Origin of the sequence: Amycolatopsis sp. NBC_00345 (assembly GCF_036116635.1) — a bacterium.
Classification (GTDB): domain Bacteria; phylum Actinomycetota; class Actinomycetes; order Mycobacteriales; family Pseudonocardiaceae; genus Amycolatopsis.
In genome coordinates this window covers 4,787,663-4,806,608 of sequence record NZ_CP107995.1, presented here as the reverse complement: position 1 = coordinate 4,806,608, position 18,946 = coordinate 4,787,663, and the positions used below count along the sequence as shown (strand labels likewise).

The 18,946-nt window shown below is 71.5% G+C and carries 19 protein-coding genes and 1 pseudogene; 9 read left to right on the top strand and 11 right to left on the bottom strand.

Annotated features, from left to right (window positions below):
* Positions 1–166 precede the first annotated feature (166 nt).
* Positions 167–763, top strand: a complete 597-nt coding sequence (locus OG943_RS21250) for a TetR/AcrR family transcriptional regulator (RefSeq protein ID WP_328611532.1) — start codon at positions 167–169, stop codon at positions 761–763.
* A 22-nt stretch (positions 764–785) separates the two neighbouring features.
* Here the strand turns inward: OG943_RS21250 and OG943_RS21245 are convergent, their stop codons facing one another.
* The gene (locus tag OG943_RS21245; protein WP_328611531.1) at positions 786–1,820 is read right to left on the bottom strand and encodes a hypothetical protein; all 1,035 of its coding nucleotides are present in this window, start codon (positions 1,818–1,820) and stop codon (positions 786–788) included.
* A gap of 84 nt (positions 1,821–1,904) precedes the next feature.
* Here OG943_RS21245 and OG943_RS21240 point away from each other — a divergent pair, with 84 nt between their 5' ends.
* The 4 genes from OG943_RS21240 (at position 1,905) to OG943_RS21225 (ending at position 5,401) form a co-directional block, all read left to right on the top strand.
* Positions 1,905–2,549 (top strand): TetR/AcrR family transcriptional regulator, encoded by a 645-nt coding sequence (locus OG943_RS21240; protein ID WP_328611530.1) that lies wholly within the window; start codon positions 1,905–1,907, stop codon positions 2,547–2,549.
* Positions 2,550–2,782: 233 nt separating this feature from the next.
* On the top strand, positions 2,783–3,916 hold the full coding sequence (gene alr / locus OG943_RS21235; protein WP_328611529.1) for an alanine racemase: 1,134 nt from the start codon (positions 2,783–2,785) through the stop codon (positions 3,914–3,916).
* Positions 3,913–4,896 carry a D-alanine--D-alanine ligase family protein gene (locus OG943_RS21230; RefSeq protein WP_328611528.1) on the top strand — a complete coding sequence of 328 codons (984 nt, stop codon included), beginning with the start codon at positions 3,913–3,915 and terminating at the stop codon, positions 4,894–4,896. Before alr ends, OG943_RS21230 begins: the two co-directional genes overlap by 4 nt.
* An 82-nt stretch (positions 4,897–4,978) precedes the next feature.
* The gene (locus tag OG943_RS21225; RefSeq protein WP_328611527.1) at positions 4,979–5,401 is read left to right on the top strand and encodes a MarR family winged helix-turn-helix transcriptional regulator; all 423 of its coding nucleotides are present in this window, start codon (positions 4,979–4,981) and stop codon (positions 5,399–5,401) included.
* 60 nt (positions 5,402–5,461) lie between these two features.
* Here OG943_RS21225 and OG943_RS21220 read toward each other — a convergent pair whose 3' ends face one another.
* Positions 5,462–6,448 carry a bile acid:sodium symporter family protein gene (locus OG943_RS21220; RefSeq protein ID WP_442874800.1) on the bottom strand — a complete coding sequence of 329 codons (987 nt, stop codon included), beginning with the start codon at positions 6,446–6,448 and terminating at the stop codon, positions 5,462–5,464.
* A 142-nt stretch (positions 6,449–6,590) separates the two neighbouring features.
* Between OG943_RS21220 and OG943_RS21215 the strand changes: the two genes are divergently transcribed.
* Positions 6,591–7,439 (top strand): LysR family transcriptional regulator, encoded by an 849-nt coding sequence (locus tag OG943_RS21215; protein WP_328611525.1) that lies wholly within the window; start codon positions 6,591–6,593, stop codon positions 7,437–7,439.
* Between the two features lie 67 nt (positions 7,440–7,506).
* Here OG943_RS21215 and OG943_RS48400 read toward each other — a convergent pair whose 3' ends face one another.
* Complete coding sequence (locus tag OG943_RS48400; RefSeq protein WP_442874799.1) at positions 7,507–8,199, bottom strand: sigma-70 family RNA polymerase sigma factor; 693 nt, start codon at positions 8,197–8,199, stop codon at positions 7,507–7,509.
* 66 nt (positions 8,200–8,265) lie between these two features.
* Positions 8,266–8,394, bottom strand: a pseudogene (locus tag OG943_RS48395) (RNA polymerase sigma factor); the annotation flags it as partial.
* A gap of 752 nt (positions 8,395–9,146) precedes the next feature.
* On the opposite strand from OG943_RS48395, the gene OG943_RS21205 reads away from it, so the two are divergent.
* Positions 9,147–9,422, top strand: coding sequence for a WhiB family transcriptional regulator (locus tag OG943_RS21205; protein WP_328611523.1), 276 nt, complete (start codon positions 9,147–9,149; stop codon positions 9,420–9,422).
* Between the two features lie 136 nt (positions 9,423–9,558).
* Here the strand turns inward: OG943_RS21205 and OG943_RS21200 are convergent, their stop codons facing one another.
* The 3 genes from OG943_RS21200 to OG943_RS21190 form a co-directional block, all read right to left on the bottom strand.
* Complete coding sequence (locus tag OG943_RS21200; RefSeq protein ID WP_442874798.1) at positions 9,559–10,542, bottom strand: RNA polymerase subunit sigma-70; 984 nt, start codon at positions 10,540–10,542, stop codon at positions 9,559–9,561.
* Between the two features lie 21 nt (positions 10,543–10,563).
* Positions 10,564–12,078 carry an MDR family MFS transporter gene (locus tag OG943_RS21195; RefSeq protein ID WP_328612122.1) on the bottom strand — a complete coding sequence of 505 codons (1,515 nt, stop codon included), beginning with the start codon at positions 12,076–12,078 and terminating at the stop codon, positions 10,564–10,566.
* A 121-nt stretch (positions 12,079–12,199) separates the two neighbouring features.
* A complete protein-coding gene (locus OG943_RS21190) occupies positions 12,200–12,808 on the bottom strand; it encodes a TetR/AcrR family transcriptional regulator (protein ID WP_328611521.1) in 609 nt (202 codons plus the stop codon).
* A 100-nt stretch (positions 12,809–12,908) separates the two neighbouring features.
* Here OG943_RS21190 and OG943_RS21185 point away from each other — a divergent pair, with 100 nt between their 5' ends.
* Together OG943_RS21185 and OG943_RS21180 are read left to right on the top strand one after the other, a co-directional pair.
* The gene (locus OG943_RS21185) at positions 12,909–13,652 is read left to right on the top strand and encodes an SDR family NAD(P)-dependent oxidoreductase (protein WP_328611520.1); all 744 of its coding nucleotides are present in this window, start codon (positions 12,909–12,911) and stop codon (positions 13,650–13,652) included.
* A gap of 261 nt (positions 13,653–13,913) precedes the next feature.
* Positions 13,914–15,164, top strand: a complete 1,251-nt coding sequence (locus tag OG943_RS21180) for an LCP family protein (protein WP_328611519.1) — start codon at positions 13,914–13,916, stop codon at positions 15,162–15,164.
* 62 nt (positions 15,165–15,226) lie between these two features.
* Here OG943_RS21180 and OG943_RS21175 read toward each other — a convergent pair whose 3' ends face one another.
* From OG943_RS21175 to OG943_RS21160, 4 genes are read right to left on the bottom strand one after another with little or no spacing between them, the layout of a single operon-like run.
* On the bottom strand, positions 15,227–16,420 hold the full coding sequence (locus OG943_RS21175) for an acyl-CoA dehydrogenase family protein (protein WP_328611518.1): 1,194 nt from the start codon (positions 16,418–16,420) through the stop codon (positions 15,227–15,229).
* 1 nt (position 16,421) lies between these two features.
* Positions 16,422–17,429: a 3-hydroxyacyl-CoA dehydrogenase NAD-binding domain-containing protein gene (locus OG943_RS21170; RefSeq protein ID WP_328611517.1), complete on the bottom strand. Its 1,008-nt coding sequence runs from the start codon at positions 17,427–17,429 to the stop codon at positions 16,422–16,424.
* Positions 17,426–18,172, bottom strand: coding sequence for an acetoacetate decarboxylase (locus OG943_RS21165; protein WP_328611516.1), 747 nt, complete (start codon positions 18,170–18,172; stop codon positions 17,426–17,428). The genes OG943_RS21170 and OG943_RS21165 overlap by 4 nt, the downstream gene beginning before the upstream one ends.
* A 6-nt stretch (positions 18,173–18,178) precedes the next feature.
* Positions 18,179–18,943 (bottom strand): crotonase/enoyl-CoA hydratase family protein, encoded by a 765-nt coding sequence (locus tag OG943_RS21160; RefSeq protein WP_328611515.1) that lies wholly within the window; start codon positions 18,941–18,943, stop codon positions 18,179–18,181.
* Positions 18,944–18,946 lie beyond the last annotated feature (3 nt).

Below are 18,946 nucleotides of genomic sequence, written 5' to 3'. Positions count from 1 at the left end.
CGCAAACATGTTCGTTCGCGGCGACGGCGCTGCCCCTGGAAATGCACGAACATGTTCGTTACGATGCCGTGCTGTGAGTCCCCGTCGTGTTCCCGTCAGCCGCCGAGATCGACCGGCGAAGCCACTGCTGAGCCGCGAAAGCGTGGTGGCCGCTGCATTGCGGGTCATGCGGCAGGACGGGCTGGAGCGGGTGACCATGCGCCGCTTGGCGACCGAGCTGGACACCGGCCCGGCGTCGTTGTACGTCTACGTGGCCAATATGGCCGAGCTGCACGGCGCGTTGCTCGACGAGCTGCTGGGCGGGCTGAACCTGCCCGGCCCGGCGCGGCCGGCCAAGGCCCGCGCGATCCTGGTCGACCTGCTCTGCGACTACACGAACCTGCTGGTGGGGCACCCCAGCCTCGCGCGGTCCGTGCTGTCGTTGTGGCCGTCGGGGCCGAACTACCTGCGGCTCATCGACAGCGTTCTGGGCTTGCTGCTCGCCGAGGGCCTCGGACGGCGCCAGGCGGCCTGGGGCGTCGACGTGCTGCTGCAGCACGCCACGGCGACCGCGGCCGAGCAAGGCACCCGATCCGAATCGGTCGAGGCCGACGGCGAGGGCTACCGCCTGGCCACCGCGATCGAGGAGGCCTCGGCGGCCGAGTACCCGAACATCGGCCTCCTGCGGGACGAGATGTTCTCGGGCACCGGTCACCAGCGGCTGCGCTGGCAGTTCGCCGCTCTCCTCGAAGGGATCGCCACGGTCGACGACGCCGGGCGCTGAGCGTCAGCCCGTGCGCCGGGTGTCAGGGCGCGAGACGTCGGTCGAGCCGGCCCAGCAGCAGGACGGTCACGGCGATCACCACGAGGCCGAGCACCGGGGACAGGACGGCGTTCCCGCCGGCGACGCCGCTGGCCACCGCGAACAGCGAGTGGCCGACCATCGCGCCGCCGATGAGCCAGACCCGGTGCCGGTCGGTGAACGCCTCGCTCGCCGACCACTGGGCGATCCGCCACCCCACCGCGACGGCGATCACGAGTGCGGCCGCCATCGGCAGCGCCACCCAGGCGCCGTGGCCGACCGCGGGCCGGCCGGCGTTGTGCCCGAGCGGGAAGAGCAGCCCGAGGAAGACGATCGGCGCGATCCCCGCGACGGTGGCCATGACCGGCGGACGCGGCAGCCGGGCGACCGGGGCCGGGCGCGGCATTCGCAGCCGCGGGAACACGACCAGCGCCACCACGCCGAGCACGACGATCACGGCCAGCAGCGCGGCGACCACGGGCCAGGGCGTCTGGTAACCGGGGTCCTGGCTGCCGGCGATGCTCACCTTCGCGAGCGCGAGCCCGGCGGCGAACACGACCGCCGTCCCGACGAGGCCGAACGTGCCGAGGTAGGGGCGCCGGGCGTGCCGCTTGAAGATCAGGCCGGTCAGCGCGACCGGGATGAGCAGGGAGAAGACCAGGTGGTAGCCGACCTGGCTTTCCCAGTAGGTGATGTTGAAGCCGAGCATCCGTCCCCACTGGGCCGCGGTGTACAGGTGCGGGCTGGTCAGGGCCTGCAGCCCGAGCCCGTCCTCGGCCAGCTCGTACGCGACGCCGAGGACCAGCAGCCCGGCCCAGCCCGCGCCGGCCCGGCAGGCGAGTTCGCGGATCAGCAGCACCCCGGCTCCGTACACCGGCACCAGGAGCGGGAAAGCCGGCCAGATCGACGGCAGCGAGATCCCGGTGAACGCCGCCTCGGCGCAGAGCGGGGCCAGCAGCACGAGGGTCCACGCGGCCTTCAGCCGTCCCTTGCCCGCCCGTTCCACGACGGAGCCGGCCCGGTCGGTCGTTCGGCTCATCGTCAGTTCCTCCTGGCGTTATTACTTGGTCGAGTAATAAAACCGAGGCTACCATCGGTCGCCAATGGACGCGAGGGACAGGGTGTGGAACCGACAGCCGTGACGCAGGAGCGAGGGCCGAGAAGGCGGTTGTCGCCGGAGGACCGGCGGCAGGAGATCATCGCCGCGACGATCGACACGGTCGCCGCGCTCGGCTACCGGGCGGCGACGTTCGCGAAGATCGCCGAACGCAGCGGGCTGAGCAGCACCCGGCTGATCTCCTACCACTTCGCCGGCCGCGACGAGCTGATGCAGGCGACGGTGGCCCAGGTCTACGGGCAGCTCCGGTCCCAGGTCGACGATCAGGTCGCCGCGGCGTCCGGGCCCCGGGCCCAGCTGGCGGCTTACATCCGGGCGGTCGTCGGGTTCGTCGCCGAACACCGCGTCGCGATGCAGGCGCTGGCCTCGGTCTTCGTGGGCTTCCGCGACGAGATGGGCGCCAGCCGCACCTACGACAGCGACGCCGACGACAGCGCGATCGGCGCCGTGGAACAGATCCTGCGCCGCGGGCAGGACGACGGCAGCTTCCGGGCGTTCGACCCGTTTGTCCTGGGGTCGCTGGTGCAGCGGTCGGTCGACGGCCTGCCGTTCCTCCTCGAAACCCGGCCCGGCCTCGACCTCTGCGCCTACGCCGAGGAACTGGTCGAGGCCTTCGACCTGGCCACCCGCCGGAGCGCGGCCGGGCGCTGAGGAGCCCACGCCGCCCGGCCGGTACCGGGATCACCAGCGCCGTGCCGAACCCGTCTCACCTGCGCTTTTCCCGGGCCAGGGGAGTACGTCGTCACCCCCCGTGGCCAGATAACCTGCTCGGTGTCGCGTTGTCAGCCATTCGGCCGATTTCGCCCAGCTCTTCGGCCGATGTAAGCGTGTGCCCGGCACGGAGAGGATCGACCGCGTTCCGTGACGAGCCGAAGGGGGTGGGGATGCCGGGCACCGGGGCACTCACCAGAACAGACCGCGTGTCGGCGGTCGTCGACCTGGACGCCGTGGCCGCCAACACGCGGCTGATCCGCGAGACGGCGGGCACGCCGGTGATGGCCGTGGTCAAGGCGGACGGCTTCGGGCACGGGCTGGTGCCCGTCGCGCGGGCCGCGCTCGACGGCGGGGCCACGTGGCTCGGCGTGACGACCCTCGACGAGGCTCTGGAGCTGCGCCGCGCCGAGGTGCTGGCGCCGGTGCTCAGCTGGCTGCACCTGCCGGACGAGGACTTCGGGACGGCCATCGGCGCCGGCGTTGACCTGGGTGTTTCGTCGGTCGAGCACCTGCGTGCGATCGTCGCCGCGGCAGGGGAGGCGCCCGCGCGCGTGCACCTCAAGATCGACACCGGCCTTTCGCGCAACGGTGCGGTCGCCGACTCGTGGGGTGAGCTCGTCGACGAGGCGTGGCGCTACGAGACGGCGGGCGCGGTGCACGTCCGCGGCGTCTGGTCGCACCTGCACACCGCCGAGGACCCCGGCACCGTGCCGGACCAGGTGCGCCGCTTCGAAACGGCGCTGGCGCGGGCGAATCGCGCCGGGCTGCGCCCGAAGGTGCGGCACCTGGCGAATTCCGCCGCCGCGCTCGCCCTCCCGGCCACGCGGTACGACCTGGTCCGCGCCGGCATCGCCCTGTACGGCGTCGAGCCCGCGCACCCGGGGCTGCGTCCCGCGATGACCCTGCGGGCGCGGGCGGTGCAGGTCAAGCGGGTGCCGGCCGGCACCGGCGTCTCCTACGGCCACGACCACGTCACTACCCGGGACACCACGCTGGTCCTCGTGCCGCTCGGCTTCGCCGACGGCGTCCCGCGCCTGGCCGGGGCACACGGCGCGCAGGTGTGGTTCCGCGGCGCGCGCCACCCGGTGGTCGGGCGGATCGCGATGGACCAGTTCGTGGTGGACGTCGGGGACACGCCCGCGCACGTCGGCGACGAGACCGTCCTTTTCGGACCGGGCGACGACGGCGAGCCGACGGCCGTCGAATGGGCGCGCTGGGCCGGGACCAACCCGCACGAGATCCTCACCGGCATCGGGCCGAGGGTGCCGCGTCATCACCTCCGCAGCGAAGGAGCTTTGCCTTGACCGCAAACCGGATCCGCGTCGCCGTGCTGCACGGTGGCCGCAGTGGCGAGCACGAAGTCTCGCTCAAGTCGGGCCGGTCCGTGATCGACCATCTCGACCCCGGGCGTTACGACGTCGTCCCGATCCTGATCACGCCGGACGGCCGGTGGGCCGGCGGCGAGGGCGAGCCGGGCGGCCTCGCGCACGCGATCGGGCTGTTCGAGGGCGTCGACGTGGTCTTCCCCGCCCTGCACGGCGAATTCGGCGAAGACGGCACGGTGCAGTCACTGCTGGAGATGGTCGGCGTGCCGTACGTCGGCAACGGCGTCTTCGCGGGCGCGGCGGGCATGGACAAGGAGTTCACCAAGAAGCTCCTCGTCGCCGACGGCCTGGCGGTCGCCGACGGCGTCGTCCTGCGCGCCACGGACGAAACCCTTACCCCGGAAGAGATCGACCGCCTCGGCTTCCCGATGTTCGTCAAGCCGGCCCGGACCGGGTCCAGCCTCGGAATCTCCAAAGTGGACGCGGAGGAGGAGCTGGCGCAGGCGATCAAGCTGGCCAAGGACTTCGACACCAAGGTGCTCGTGGAGGCCGCCGTGCCCGGCCGCGAGGTCGACGTCGCCGTGCTGGAGCACCCGGACGGCCGCCTCGAAGCCGGCCCGGCGCTGGAGATCCGCATCGACAGCGGCCACACGTTCTTCGACTACGAAGCCAAGTACTCCGACGCCACCACGATCTTCGACATCCCCGCCCGGCTGGACGACGAGCTGCGCGAGGCGGTCGAACGGCAGGCGCTCGCCGCGTTCCGCTCCCTCGGCTGCCGCGGCCTGCTCCGCGTCGACTTCTTCCTGCGCGACGGCGTCACCCCCGTGGTCAACGAGGTCAACACGTTCCCCGGTTTCACCGCCGCCTCGCAGTTCCCGCAGATGTGGCGGGCGGCGGGCGTCGAATTCCCGGAGCTGCTGGACATCCTGGTGACGACCGCGCTGGCCCGCCGCTGAGCCGGGACCTTCTACAAGAACGTTCTGGAGTCAGGCATTCGGCGGGTCGTTGCGGGTCGCGAGAACCGATAACATGCGCCGGATGCGAGGCGACGACGCGTTCCTCACCCGGATCGCGACCGTGTCGCGCCGGCTCAAGAGCGAGACCGAGCGGCGCTTGCGGGCGCACGGCGTGCACGCCGGGCAGCAGTTCATCCTGGGCTGCCTGTGGGAGCGCGACGGCCTGACCCCGGGCCAGATCGCCACGCGCATCGGCGTGGAGGCACCGACGGTCACCCGTGCGGTCCAGCGCATGACGACAAGTGGCCTCGTCCGCAGTGACCCGGACGAGCGCGACGGCCGCCGGGTGCGCATCTGGTTGACCCGTAAGGGCGAACGTCTGCGCGGCGTGGTCCCCGGCGTCAGCCGCGGGCTGCAGGAGGAGGCGCTTTCCCTGCTGTCGTCGGAGGAACGCGTTACACTGAATGACCTGCTCGGCCGCGTCGACCGCGCGCTCGGCGGCTGACCCCGGGGTGGCCGCGCTGCTCCACTCGGACGACACTGTCCGATGTGGACGAACCGGCACTCAGGCCGTGACGAGTTCTCCCGGCTCGTCGGCGGCCGCCTCCCGGGCGTAACGCCGGGCCAGCGCGGCGCAGACGATCAGCTGGATCTGGTGGAACAGCATCAGCGGCAGCACGATCAGCCCGACCTGCGCGTGGCCGAACAGCACGGTGGCCATCGGCAGCCCGCTGGCCAGGCTCTTCTTCGAGCCGCAGAACAGGATCGTGATCCGGTCGGCGCGGTCGAAGCCGAGCAGCTTCGCGCCGGCGCCGGTCACGGCGAGCACGACGCCGAGCAGCACCACGCACACCCCGAGCAGCACCAGCAACGGGCCGATGTCCAGCTGGTGCCAGATGCCCTCGGTCATGCCCGCGCTGAACGCGGTGTAGACGACGAGCAGGATCGAGCCCCGGTCCACCAGCTTCAGCGGCGCCGAGTGCTGCCTGATCCAGGCGCCGATCCAGCGCCGGGCGAGCTGGCCGGCGACGAACGGCACCAGCAGCTGCAGCACGATGTTCAGCACCGCCGAGCCGCTGATGCCGGGGCCGTCGCTCGACAGCAGCACCGCGACCAGCAGCGGCGTCACCACGATGCCGAGCAGGTTCGACACCGACGCGCTGCAGATGGCCGCGGCGACGTTGCCCTTCGCGATCGAGGTGAACGCGATCGAGGACTGCACGGTCGAGGGCAGCAGGCAAAGGAACAGCACGCCGGTGTAGAGCGGGCTGGTCAGCAGGCCGGGCGAGAGCACGGAGGTGGCGAGGCCGAGCAGCGGGAAGAGCACGAACGTCGCGGCCAGCACGGTGACGTGCAGGCGCCAGTGGCGGAGCCCGTCGAGTGCCTCCTGGCCGGAGAGCCGGGCGCCGTAGAGGAAGAACAGCAGGCCCACGGCGACGTTCGACGCGATCCCGAAGCCGGTCGCGGTCCCGCCGGACGCGGGCAGCAGCGACGCGATGCCGACGGTGCCGAGAATGGCCGCGATGAACGGGTCGATCCGGAGCTTGGCCATCAAGGCGGCGACGGGGCGGGTCAGCGGGGCGAGCACGGTGGTCATGGAACTCCTTTCACGGCTATTCTGCGCGCGGCACTGATCATTCGGAACCCCGATGACCGTACTGACTGTCATTGTGGATGCCGATAAGATGGGCCGCATGCTGGATCCCCGTCTGTGCCGCTCCTTCCTCGCGGTGGCCGAAACCCGCAGCTTCACGGCCGCGGCGCGCCGGCTGGGTGTGGGCCAGCCCACAGTCAGCCAGCACATCCGGCGGCTGGAGGGCGAAGCGGGCGGGCTGCTGTTCGCGCGTGACACGCACGCGGTCGACCTCACCGCGCGGGGACAGGCGATGCTCGGCTTCGCCCAGACCATTGTGGACACCGAGGAGCGCGCGGCCCGGCACTTCCGCGGCGTGGAGGTCCGCGGGCGCGTCCGGTTCGGCTGCTCGGAGGACTTCGCGCTCGGCGTGCTGCCGGAGATCCTGCGGCGGCTGCGGCGCAGTCACCCGCTGGTGGACGTCGAGCTGCACGTGGAGCTGTCCGACGTGCTCGCCCAGCGCATCGCCGAGGGCCGGCTCGACCTGGTGCTCGGCAAACGCCGGCCCGGCACCGGCCACGGCCCGCCGCTGCGGCGCGAGCCATTGGTGTGGATCGGCTCCGAGGCCACCGTGCTGGAGCCGGGGCAGCCGGTGCCGCTGGTGCAGTACCCGATGCCGTCGGTCACGCGGCAGCTCGCGGTCGAGGCGCTGGAGCGCGCGGGCCTCGAATGGCGCGCGGCGTGCCTCACCTCGAGCCTCACCGGCCTGCGCGCCGCGGCGGCCGCCGGACTCGGCGTCACGGCCCACGCCCGCAGCCTCGTCCCGGCGGACCTCGTCGCGCTGCCCGGCAGCCTCGGCCTCCCGGACCCCGGTGAGGTCGAGTTCATGCTCCTGTCCCGCGACGGCGCGGAAGGCCCGGCTCAGGCGCTCGCGGACTTCGTGCGCGCGAAGCTCGGCGCCGACTCGTGAGCGGCGCAAAGGCCGTCAAGGCCTCCTTACCCGCGTAGGACGCGGGTAAGGAGGCCTTGACGGACCATCACTGCTCGCGAGCGGAAAGCAGCCGCCGCAGCCGCAGCAACGCGCGGTGCTGGGAGACCCGGACGGCGCCCGGGGTGGAGCCCACGGCGTCGGCCGTCTCCTCCGCCGAGAGGCCGACCACGACGCGCAGCAGGACGATGTCGCGCTGGCGGTCGGGCAGGACGTCCAGAAGGCGCGACAGCCGGTCGTTCAGTTCTCCTTGCAGGGCCAGCTGTTCCGGGCCGTGCTCGGTCGCGGCGCTGTCCGGGAGGTCGGGGACCGGCTCGGTGCGGTTGCGGGCCGCGGCGCGGTGGGCGTCGGCGACCTTGTGCTGCGCGATGCCGTAGACGAAGGCGAGGAACGGGCGGCCCTGGTCGCGGTAGGCGGGCAGCGCGGTGAGGACCGCGAGGCACACCTCCTGCGCGAGGTCGTCGGCCGAGGAGTACGAGCGTTCCAGCCCGCCGACGCGGCCGCGGCAGTACCGGACCACCAGCGGCCGGATGATCTCCAGCAGCCGGGCCGCCGCCCGGTGGTCCCCGGCGACCGCGGCGGTGACCGGGCCGTCCAGCGGCAACCAGTGCTCCGGGAACGCGGGTGCCGGCTTCTCGCGCGCCTGGTCCTTCACCCGCGTCAGTGCCGTCTCGATGTCGGCGTCGAGGCCGAGCTTGAGCGAGTCGTGCAGGGCTGCGTCCGCTTCGAGTACCACGGCCATCACGGCCTCCTCTTGGTCCATGGGTGCCGCGCCGTGCGCGGTGGCCCGGCGCCGGAGCCGGTCCCGCGCGTGCCGCAGGTTGGAGCGCACGGTGGCGGGGGGCATCCGCAGGGCCGCGGCGACGTCCGCGGGCGTGAAGCCGTCCAGCGACCAGACCAGCACCGTCCGCTGTGTGTCCGGCAGGGTGGCCAGCACTTCGATGACCCGCGCGTTCTGCTCGACGAGCGCGGTCAGCTTGTCGTCGTCCTCGCCGGGCTGGTCGTCGTCGAGCCAGGCCTGCTCGTCCGCGACGCGCGCGGCCACCAGCCGCACCCAGACCCGCGGGTCCCCGGCGGGCGGCCACGCCCCGGCCGCCTGCAACTCGGTGGCCTGCAACAGCGCCTCCGCGGCGACGTCGCGGGCCAACGCGGGCGCCACCCCCGCCTTGCACAGGAACGCCACGAGCGGCACGAACTCGGCGCGGAAGAAGTCCTCCACCCTCGCCCACCGCCCTTCGTCCCGGAAACAGTCCCGATGACTCAGGTGCGGTGAGCGGCCCTCCGGGTGTAACGATCGGATCACGGCACCGCGAGTAACCCCGCGCGTACCGGGGTACCTCCCTCGGGCACGCCGTCAAGGACTCCTTGCCCGCGTCGCACGCGGGCAAGGAGTCCTTGACGGATTCTCGGCCGCGGGCCCGCGTGTCGCGCTGGACAGCCGGCGCCGGCGGCTCGTCGGACACGGGCTCGGCGCGGCGCAAGCAAGTTGTGGTGTGACCTGAAGCGGAAGGGCTGGGAAGATTCCCGATCCCTGGTACGTTGGATATTCGGTTGCCCACCCGCCCTTCTGGGCCCGGGCAGTGCGATCGAGAACCCACCGAGCGCCTCACCTGATGAGCGGTGCCGCGCGCCCGGGAGAACTCGGTTGACCGTGAAATGACAATGAATGGCAGGAGGTGAAACGCGACAATGGAACTCACGACCACCGGCTGGCTGTCTCGCGCAGCCTGCCAGGACGAGGATCCGGAACTGTTCTTCCCGATCTCTGAAGTCGGGCCCGGTGCCCGGCAGGTCGCCCAGGCGAAGGCTGTCTGCGCGCGCTGCCCGGTCCGCGAGGCCTGTCTTTCCTACGCCCTCGACAACGGGCTGGACAACGGAGTCTTCGGCGGTACCACCGAGGTGGAGCGCCGAAAGCTGGTCCGCACCCGTACCGCAGCCGCCGGAGAACGGCACCGCGCCGCCTGACCGCGCGCCGGTGACCACTCCCGGCGACGAGGGCGAGAGCGCCTCTCCCGGCGGCGTCATTTGAGTAGCGCCCCACTGGGGATCCGGCATTGGGCCCGGTCCGGCGATTCCACGTGAATCGCCGGGCCGGGCTTTCTCATCCCCGGAGTGTTTCCGGCAGGCCGTAAGGCGCGAACGAAGGCGTCTCGAACGCGGCCATCGCGGTCACCAGCCCGTGCTCGACCGTGAGCACTGTGACACCGAAACGGCGGAACTCGTTTTCGCCGCGGCGGCACACGTAAGTGGCCACTGCCGGGGACCGGTTCGCCCGGATCGGCACCATCCGGAAGCGGCCGGTGAAGTACGGCGACTCCGCGTCGAAACTCGTCGACAGCGCCGCGACGATCCGGGCCCGGCTGTCGAACCACAGCGGGAACGGCGGCATGACCGCGCGGGCGTCCTCGCGGAGCAACTCGACGACGGCGCTCAGGTCCGCGGACTCGTACGCGGCGACGAATCGGCGCAGCAGAGCCGTTTCCCCGGCCGTGGTCGCCGCCGGCGCGGACCAGTCGGCGCGCCGGGCGGGCAGCCGCGAACGCAGCGTCTCCCGCGCCCGCTGCAGCGCGCTGTTGGCCGACGCCACCGAAGTCTCCAGCAGCGCCGCGGTGTCCTTGGCCGACCAGTCGAGCACGTCCCGCAGTACCAGCGCGGCCCGCTGGCGCGGCGGCAGGAGCTGGATCGCGGCGAGGAACGCCAGCTCGATCGTCTCCCGCTCGACGACCGCGGCGCCGGTGTCGTCCGGCGCCGCGGCGTCCAGCAGGCGGTCGGGGAACGGCCCGAGCCACGGCCGGTCCAGCGCGGCCAGTTCCCCGGCGTACGGGTCGGCTGCGGGAGTCAGCTCATCGGGCAGCGCCCGGCGGGGGCGCCGGGCGAGCGCGTCGAGGCAGACGTTGGTGGCGATCCGGTACAGCCACGTCCGCACGCTCGCCCGGCCCTCGAACGAGGCCCGGCCCTTCCACGCCCGCAGGAACGCCTCCTGCGTCAGGTCTTCGGCCTCCTCGAACGAACCGCTCATCCGGTAGCAGTGCACCCGGATCTCACGGCGGTGCCGCTCCAGCAGTTCGCCGAACCCGTCGTCCACAGTCACCGGAGCACTGTAGGACTACGCCGCCTCTTCCTCCGCCATCCGCTCCAGCCCGCTCTGCGTCTTGAGCGGCAGGTGCTTCAGGAACGCCACCGCCACCACGACCAGCAGCGCGATCGGCGCGCTGATCAGGAAGAGGTCGCTGGTCGCGGTCCCGTAGGCCTCGCGGACCACGGTCGCGACCGGCTCGGGCAGGTCGGCCAGGTTCGGCACCTTCCCGCCCTCGCCGCTCGCGCCCGGCATCGGGCCGAGGCCCTGGGCGATCAGCGTGCTGACCCGGTTGGCCAGCACCGCGCCGAGCGCGCTCACCCCGATCGAGCCGCCGAGGCTGCGGAAGAACGACAGCGTGGACGTCGCCGCGCCGAGGTCGTGCGCCGGCACGTCGTTCTGCGTCACCAGCACCAGGTTCTGCATCAGCATGCCGACGCCGATGCCCAGCACCAGCATGAACAGGCTCAGCACCACGATGCTCGTGTGCGCGTCGATCAGCCCGAGCAGGCCCAGCCCCGCGGCCATCAGCACCGAGCCGAGCAGCAGGTGGCCCTTCCACCGCCCGGTGCGGCTGATCAGCTGGCCGGACACGGTCGAGGAGACCAGCAGGCCGAAGATCATCGGCAGGCTCATCAGCCCGGCCACCGTCGGCGACTTGCCGAGCGAGAGCTGGAAGTACTGCGACAGGAACACGGTGCCGCCGAACATCGCCACGCCGACGAGGAAGCTCGCGACGGTGGTGAGCGTGACCGTGCGGTTGCGGAACAGCTTCAGGGGGATGATCGGCTCCGGCACCTTCGTCTCCACGAACACCGCCAGCGCGAGCACGGCCAGCCCGGCCGGCACGAGCACCGCCGTCTGCCAGGAGCCCCAGGCGAACTCGGTGCCCGCCAGCGAGGACCAGACGAGCAGGGTGGACACCCCGAGCATGATCAGGAACGCGCCGAGATAGTCCACCTTCGCGTCCCGCCGGATCGTCGGCAGCTTCAGCGTGCGCTGCAGCAGCAGGATCGCGGCGACCGCGAACGGGACACCGAGGAAGAAGCACCAGCGCCAGCCGAGCCACGAGGTGTCCACCATGACGCCGCCGATCAGCGGCCCCGCGACGGTGCCCACGGCGAAGACGGCGCCGAAGATGCCGGAGAACTTGCCCAGCTGCCGCGGCGAGACGATCGCCGCCATGATCACCTGGGCCAGCGCCGTCAGCCCGCCGCCGCCGATGCCCTGCGCGACGCGGCTGACGATCAGCAGCTCGATGTTCGGCGCGAACCCGGCCACCAGCGAGCCGACCACGAACAGCCCGAGCGAGAGCTGGATCAGCAGCTTCTTGTTGTACAGGTCGGAAAGCTTGCCCCACAACGGAACCGTCGCCGTCATCGCGAGCAGCTCCGTGGTCACCACCCAGGTGTAGGACGCCTGCGAGCCGCCCAGCTCGGACACGATCCGCGGCAGCGCGTTCGCGACCACGGTGGAGGCGAGGATGGCGACGAAGATGCCCATCATCAGCCCGGACATCGCCTGCAGCACCTGCTGCCGGCTCATCACGGCCGACGCGCCGGGCGCCTCGGCTTCGGATACGGACACGGTGATCCCCTCGGTAGCGCGGATGAAGCGGAGCTTTTCGGTGCGGGTCGGCCAGTGCCGGTCGTTCGGTGCCGGTCGTTCAGCGCGGGTCGGCGAGCCCGGTGGCCAGTGCCGCGACGGCCTCGTCGAAGAGTTCGAGCAGCGGGCGCCGGCCGCCGAGGTCGCGCCAGAGCATCAGGGCGGCGTTCATCGCGCCGCCGATCGCGCTCAGCAGCAGCGACGGGAACACGTCCTTCGCCGGGTCGGTGCCGCTGCGCCGCGCGATGGCGGCGACGATCGGCTCGACGGCTTCGGAGCTGAGCGACATCGCCCGCAGCGTCAGGCCCGGGTTCTCCTTGATGATCCGGATCCGGGTGAGCCACTCGTCGCGGTGCCCGGCGATTTCGGCCAGGTCCTCGCGCAGCGCGGCGACCAGCGCGTCGCGGGCGCCGATCCCGGCCGGCTGCGCGGTGATGCGGCCGACCATCCGGTGGGCGCGCTCGGCGTGGTCGGCGTAGGCGATCACCACGGAGTCCTCTTTGGACGCGAAGTAGTTGAAGAAGGTGCGCGCGGAGACCCCGGCCTCGGCGGCGATGTCCTCGACCGTCACGTGGTCCAGACCGCGCTCGCCGACCAGCCGGACGGCGATGGTGGCGAGCGTCCGGTGGGTTTCGAGCTTCTTGCGCTCGCGCAGGCCGGCGGGGGGCATGCGGACCAGGGTAGCGGGAAACTTGCACGTTCTGCAAAGTTGCAGTTTGTGAAGCAGGCCACCCGGTAGGGGCCGGCCGGGGGCTGGCAGACTGCCGCGCGTGAGCGGAACAGTGCTGGTGCTGGGTGGCCGGAGCGAGATCGGGACGGCGGTCGCGTCGCGGCTGGCCGCGGGCGGGGCGCGGCGGTTCGTGCTGGCCGCGCGGCCGGGCGCGGATCTGTCGGCGCAGGTGACGGCCCTGCGTTCGGCGGGCGCCGAGGCCGTCGTGACCGCGGACTTCGACGCCGACGACCTCGCCGCGCACCGCCCGTTCCTCGACGGCCTGATCGCCGAGCACGGCCCGCTGGACGTGGTGGTGCTGGCCTTCGGCATCCTCGGCGACCAGTCCCGCGCGGAGGCCGATGCCGCGCACGCCGCCGCGATCGTGCACACCGACTACGTCGCGCAGGTCGCCGTCCTCACGCACGCGGCGGAACTGCTGCGCGCGCAGGGTTCCGGCAGCCTCGTGGTGTTCTCCTCGGTGGCCGGCATCCGCGTCCGCCGCGCCAACTATGTCTACGGCTCGGCAAAGGCCGGTCTCGACGGCTTCGCGTCCGGCCTCGCCGACGCCCTCCACGGCACCGGCGTGCACCTCCTCGTGGTGCGGCCGGGCTTTGTCATCGGCCGGATGACCGAGGGCATGACACCGGCGCCGTTCTCCAGCACGCCGGATCAGGTCGCGGACGCCACCGTGGCCGCACTCCGGCGACGCCGCGGGGTCGTCTGGGTGCCGGGCGTGCTGCGACTGGCGTTCGCGGTGCTGCGTCTGCTCCCGCGCGCGGTGTGGCGGCGGATGCCGCGCTGAGCCGCGGTCCCATCAGCCCCGGCAGCCACATTCCGTGCGGGGAGCGCGAAATCTCCCGTTAACACGGTCCGGCCCGGTGGCGGAACTCCCCGTACCCGAAGCGGCACACCGTGTTGCGAAGTCCTGTCGTGCCGGTCACAAAGGCTGCGCCGAACGGGCTCCATCACATCTTTACGACAGGATTCTCAGCTTATTCCCAGCTAACGCGGTGATCCTCGAAGACAGGGGCTCACATCTTCGCCAAGCTAAGGGGAATCCGCCGTGCCGGTCACGTCTCGGGGCAGCCGCGTAGGTCGCCGCGTCGCGGTGGGCGTGGTGTCGACACTGGTTCTGGCCGCCTCGGGGTACGCCTGGGCGCAGCTGAACCGGCTGGACGCCGGCATCGTCACGGCCGACATCATCCCGCCTTCCGCCCAGTTGCCCGATTCGCCCGCCGGTGAGCCGTTGAAGGTCGCGCAGAACATCCTGCTCGTCGGGCTCGACTCGCGCACCGACTCGAACGGTAACCCGTTGCCACAGAACGTGCTCGACGCGTTGCACGCCGGCAGCGGCGACGACGGCGGCGACACCACCGACACCATGATCGTCGTGCACGTGCCGGTCGGCGGCGCGGCGGCCACGGCGATCTCCATCCCGCGCGACTCCTATGTGGACGTTCCGGGGTTCGGCAAGCACAAGATCAACTCCGCGTACAGCCGCGCCCGCGCCGCCTCGCGCTCGCACCTGCAGTCCCAGGGGCTCAGTGGCCCGCAGCTGGAGGTCGCGGCCGACGCCGAGGGCGCGAAGTCCGCGATCGCCGCCGTCCAGGAGCTCACCGGGCTGACCATCAACCACTACGCGGCCGTGAACCTCGCCGGGTTCGCCGCGCTCAGCCAGGCCGTCGGCGGGGTGCAGGTGTGCCTCAAGGCGCCGGTGAACGACAGCTACTCCGGCGCGAACTTCCCGGCCGGCCCGCAGACGCTGTCCGGCGCGCAGGCGCTCGCCTTCGTCCGGCAGCGCCACGGCCTGCCCAACGGCGACCTGGACCGGATCGCCCGCCAGCAGGCGTTCCTGGCCGGCATGGCCAAGAACGTGCTCAGCTCCGGCACGCTCACCAACCCGTCGCAGCTCACCGCGCTCGTCGACGCGCTGCAGGGCTCCGTGGTGCTGGACCAGGGCTGGGACATCCTGAGCTTCGCCCAGCAGCTGCACGGCATCAGCTCGGGCTCGATCGGCTTCGTCACCATCCCGGTGCAGAGCCTCTCACTGGCGACCCCGTCCGACGGTGACGCGGTGAAGGTCAACCCGGCGCAGGTCAAGGCGTTCGTGCAGGACCAGATCGGGTCCGCGGCCAGCTCCGCCGCCGGTGCCGGCGGCGAGACCGGCACCGCGACCACGCCGCCTTCGGCCGGTCACAACAACGGCGGCGTCCGGCCGATTGCGGTGACCGAGTCCGCGACACCGCCGTCCAGCGGGGTTCCGGGAACGCCGCAGCAGCCGGTGACGTCGAACGCCACCGGCTGCGTGAACTGACCCCAACGGCTCGTGAGTGTTTATGACGGTTCTAACCGTCCTAAACACTCACGAGCTTTTGGTCACACGAAAGCGCTTTGCCCCGTGATCGCCTTGCCGACGATGAGGGTGTTCATCTCACGGGTGCCCTCGAAGGAGTAGATCGCCTCCGCGTCGGCGAAGAACCGGGCGATGTCGTAGTCCAGCACGATCCCGTTGCCGCCGAAGATCTCACGGCTCCAGGCCACGACCTCACGCATCCGCGAGGTGACGAACGCCTTGGCCAGCGAGGAGTGCTCGTCCTTGAAGATCCCGGCGTCCTGCAGGCGGGCCAGCTGCACCAGCATGCCCCACGAAGCGGTGATGTTGCCGAGGCTCTTCACGAGCAGGTCCTGCACCAGCTGGAACCGGGCGATCGGGCGGCCGAACTGCTTGCGCTCCTTGGCGTAGTCCAGCGCCAGCTCGTACGCGCCGATCATCACGCCCAGCGCCTGCCAGGCGACCCCGCCGCGGGTGGCGCGCAGGATCTCCGCGACGTCGCGGAAGGAATCGATGCCCTGCAGGCGGTTCGCCTCCGGCACGCGGACGCCGGTCAGGGTGATCTCGGCGTTCTCGACGATGCGGAACGCGATCTTGCCCTCGATCTTCACCGGCGAGAAGCCCGGGGTGCCCTTCTCGACCACAAAACCCTTGACGTTGTTGTCTTCTTCGTCGCGCGCCCAGACCACCACGTAGTCGGCGAAGGTCGCGTTGCCGATCCAGCGCTTGGCGCCGTTGAGGATCCAGCTGTCACCGTCGCGCCGGGCAGTGGTGCGCATGCCGCCCGCGACGTCTGAACCGCCGAGCGGCTCGGTCATCGCGAACGCGCCGATCTTGTCCATCGCGGCCATCTCCGGGAGCCAGCGGTCCCGCTGCTCCTGACTGCCGCCCGCGTAGATCGAGTACATCGCGAGTCCGTTGTGGACACCGAAGAAGGTGGCGACCGAAGCGTCGGTGCGGCTCATCTCCATCGCCATCAGGCCGGTGAGCAGGTTGCTGACCGCCGGGCGGTGTTCGCCGTACCCCTCGTAGGGCAGGCCGGCCAGCCCGCTCTCGCGGAACTTCCCGATCAGCTCCTTCGGGAACGTGCCCGCGGCCCAGTTCTCGTTCACCAGCGGCTTGACCTCGTCGCGCATGAAGGTCCGCGCCTGGAGCAGCAGCTTGCGCTCCTCGTCCGAGAGCAGGGTCTCGTAGTCGTAGAAGTCGGCGACGAGCTGGTCTTCGAGGGTGGTGGTCATGTCAGTTCTCCTCCTCGTCTGTGGCAGTTCGGGGGTCCAGGGGGGCTTGCCCCCCGGCTGGGGTCTGGGGCTCGGCCCCGGAAGACACAGCCAAGGCGGACAGAACAGCGAGCTGCTTGCGGTCACGCGTCCCGGCGAGTTCCGAGTACGTGGAGGAGCCGTAAGCCTTTTCCACGGCTTCGATGAGCCGTTCGGTTTCTTCGGGGCCCTGGGCCGGGTTTCCCAGCCCGTCCCACATCTTCTTCATCGACACGCCGATGTGCTCGGCCATGTGCCGGTAGCCGCCGGGGCCGCCGCCCAGGTGCGAGCCGAGGAACGGCCCGACCGTGGCCCAGCGGACGCCGAGCGAGTTCGTCATCACGGCGTCGATGTCCTCGGGGGTGACGACGCCCTGCTCGACCAGGTAGATCGCCTCGCGGTTCAGCGCGTTCTGCAGCCGGTTGCCGACGAAGCCGGGCATCTCCTTGCGCTCCACCACCGGGACCCGGCCGAGGGAGGTGTAGAAGTCCACGGCCGCCTGAACCGAATCTTCGCTGGTGCGCTCACCGGGCACGACCTCCACGAGCGGGATCAGGTGCGGCGGGTTGAACGGGTGTCCAATCAGGACTCGCGACGCGTCGGGCAAGCCGCCGGTGAAGGCCGTGGCCGGGATCGCGGACGACGAGCTGAGCAGTAGCGCGTGCGCCGGCGCCTCGGCCACCAGGGTGGCGAACAGGTCCTTTTTGAACTCGACGTTCTCCGGCCCGTTCTCCTGCACCACGTCGGCGCCGCGGACCGCCTCGGCCACGCTGCCGGCGAGCTGCACCCGCCCGGCCAGGCCGTCGACGTCGAGGCCACGGGCGGCGAGGTGCGGGGTGAACTCGGCCAGCGCCTCGGCCACTGCCTCGGCCAGGTCCGGCCGCGGGTCGCTCACCCGGACGGTCAGGCCGTGGCCGGCGAACAGCGCCGTCCAGGACAGGCCGATGGTGCCGGCGCCGATCACCGCGGCAGTCTGGAATTCCGTGCTCATCGCTGTGCTCCCGTCAGGTAGTCGTGGACGGGCTTGACCGGGGCGAGGGTCAGGTCCGTGATGATGTGGCTCGCGGAGACGACCTCGAGCACCGGCAGGTCGGCCAGCGGCGCGAGCACGTGCTCGAACAGCTGCAGCCGCGCGGGGCCGGTCCAGGCCTCCTTGACGACCACGTCGGTGATCTCGGTGCGGACGAGTTCCATCACCCGGGGCGAGCCGTCGTAGTTCGGGATCGTCTTGAGCATGAACGTCGGCACGGTGATCTGGGCGGTGGCGTCGGCGGCGTCGAGCCGGTTGTGCTTGTAGCCCATGGTCGCGGTGGCGACGCGGAGGCTGCCGTAGTCGAGCGTGCCGACGAGGGCGCCGTTGTCGACATAGAGGTTCGGCGCCCCGATGGTCTTCGGGTAGGCGCTGACCTCGCGGCCGGACGCGGTGGCCGGGAAGTTGTCGAGGTACATCGCGTGCAGGTACTCGCCGTGCTCGCCGTCGAGGACGACCGGGATCGCCTGGCCGGACTCGGTGTACGGGCCGTAACCGCTGACGTCGCCCATCTTCATCACCTCGAAGCGCACCAGCGGCTCATCGAAGCGAAGCGGCTCCGGGACGACGGCGCGCAGGGCGTCGGGGTCGGTGCGGTAGACGATGTTCAGGTACTCGCGGTCGGTGAACCGCGGCACGACCGGCGCGAACGCGGGGTTCACCAGCGGGGTGGTGACGTGCTGCCGGACTTCCGATTCCTTCATGGTTTCCTACCGTCCCGTCCACTTCGGAGCGCGGCGCTCGGCGAAGGCGGTCATGCCCTCGCGGACGTCGGCCGAGGCCATCAGCGGCCCCATTTCCTCGCGCTGCGCGGCGAACGCGTCGGCGTCCGGCACGCCGTCGGCGGCGCGCACGATCTTCTTCACGGCGGCGAGCGCCAGCGGGGCGTTCACCGCGAGCCCTTCGGCCAGCTGCAGCGCGACACCGGCCGCGTCGCCCGCCGGGACCACCCGGTTGACCAGGCCCAGCTCGCCCGCGCGGCGGCCGGTCACCGGCTCGCCCGTGAGCAGCAGCTCCATGGCCAGGTGGTGCGGGATCCGCTTGGGCAGCCGGATCACCCCGCCGCCCGCGGCGATCAGGCCGCGCTTGACCTCGGGCAGGCCGAAGCGCGCGTCTTCGGCGGCGACGATCAGGTCGCAGCCGAGCGCCAGCTCGAAGCCGCCGCCCATGGCCCAGCCCTCGACGGCCGCGATCAGCGGCTTCGTCAGCGCGGCCTCGGTCAGCCCGCCGAACCCGCGGCCCGGGATCTCCGGGGACTCGCCGGCCAGCGCGGCCTTGAGGTCCATGCCGGCGCTGAACGTGCCGTCGGCGCCGGTGAGGACGCCGGCCCGCAGTTCGGGGTCGGCCTCCAGGGTGTCCAGTGCTTCCGCCAGCCCGGCCGCGACCGCCGCGTTCACGGCGTTGCGGGCCTTCGGCCGGTCGATCGTGATCAGCAGGGTCCCGCCGATCCGCTCGGTGCGCACTTCGGTGCTCATGAC